Genomic DNA, 1,468 nt, shown 5'->3' with positions numbered 1-1,468 from the left:
CCATTGCCAAGCATCATTCTCCACTGGTTGACAGTCTGCGCTGTTGTTGTGGCTTACATTACTAGCGGAGATCCTACAGATACTCACAGCACAACCGATGTCATTTTGGGGCAAATACATGTCGCCTCAGGTTTATTGGTTATACCGCTAGTATTTTTGCGTTTATTTTTTAAGGTGTATCTAGGTTCGCCCAAGTCGCAACCAGGGTCGAGCTTATGGCACCTGTTGGTCTCTACTGTTCAAGGGGCGCTATATCTTTTGATGCTACTTGTTCCGCTTGCTGGTTTGATATTGCTGATGAGTAAAACACAAAACTATGTATTTGCAGGCATCACATTGCCGTTAATAAAGATATCAAGCATTTGGTTTTCTTGGCTAGGTGACGTACATCCATTTTTGGGAAATGCCTTAGTTATCTTGGCCGGCATTCATGGCCTAGCAGCTCTTTGGCATCACTATTGCCTACGTGATCATACGCTTAAATCAATGCTCCCATGGACGCGTTAATTAGCCGATTCAGTTTATTGGCACGATCATAAGAGGCTTGCAAAAATCCTTACAACTAAGGTTGAGCTAAGTATTGAGGCTCAAACTAACCACATTAAAAACTATTTAAAGATAAAAAATGAGCGCTATACAAACTAGTAAGTCAAGCCATGGGATTGGGAAAATGTTAAATAAGGTTCCCGAAGTGACATTAGCCTTTTGGGTGATCAAGATTATGTCTACTACAGTGGGTGAAACTGTTGCAGACTTTTTGGCTGTGAATATTGGCTGGGGCCAAGGGATTACTAGGGTAGTTATGGGCGTGCTTCTGACTATCGCCTTATTTTGGCAATTTCGTACTCGGCGTTTCACACCATGGATTTACTGGCTAACCGTAGTTTTAGTGAGTGTGGTGGGGACCCAGATTACCGATTTACTAACTGATGGCTTGGGTATAAGTCTTTATATCAGTACCACTGCATTTGCAATATTACTCAGTGCAATTTTTGCAATCTGGTATCGAGTGGAGCACTCACTCTCGATTCATGAGATTTCTACAAGGCGTCGCGAAGGATTTTACTGGGCAGCGATTTTATGTACCTTTGCCTTGGGAACGGCTGCGGGTGATTTAGCTACAGAGGCACTGGGTTTAGGCTTTACAAATGGCGTGATCGCATTTGGGATCTTGATTGCCTTAGCTTATATTGCATTTCGTGCTGATGCCAACGCAGTGCTCACATTTTGGATTGCCTATATCCTAACTCGCCCCTTTGGAGCTGCCTTGGGCGATTTGTTGACACAGTCTCCTAGTTATGGTGGATTGGGAGTTGGGGCGATGTGGACAAGCGCAATTTTTCTAACAATCATAGTTTTTTTAGCTGGTGCTGCACAACTGAATATGAGCAAGAAGCAGTCTCAAAGAATTAAACGTTAATTTCTAAATCACTAAGGAAAAATTATGACCTATTCTATTAAATCAATA

2 protein-coding genes are annotated in these 1,468 nt (G+C 42.4%); both read left to right on the top strand.

The features are described from left to right. A partial coding sequence (locus tag B7Y67_RS17870) for a cytochrome b/b6 domain-containing protein (RefSeq protein WP_293599785.1) occupies positions 1 to 507 on the top strand: 507 nt, incomplete at its 5' end. Between the two features lie 118 nt (positions 508 to 625). After that, entirely contained in the window at positions 626 to 1,420 is a 795-nt protein-coding gene (locus B7Y67_RS17865) for a hypothetical protein (RefSeq protein WP_293599784.1), read from the top strand. The last annotated feature ends 48 nt before the right edge of the window (positions 1,421 to 1,468 follow it).

The sequence above is a fragment of the Polynucleobacter sp. 35-46-11 genome (genome assembly GCF_002281105.1).
This window is presented reverse-complemented; position numbering and strand designations above follow the sequence as displayed.

What these genes read in the sequence shown, in the direction of transcription:
- B7Y67_RS17865 (WP_293599784.1), top strand. Translation starts at nt 626, where the DNA reads ATGAGCGCTATACAAACTAGTAAGTCAAGCCATGGGATTGGGAAAATG.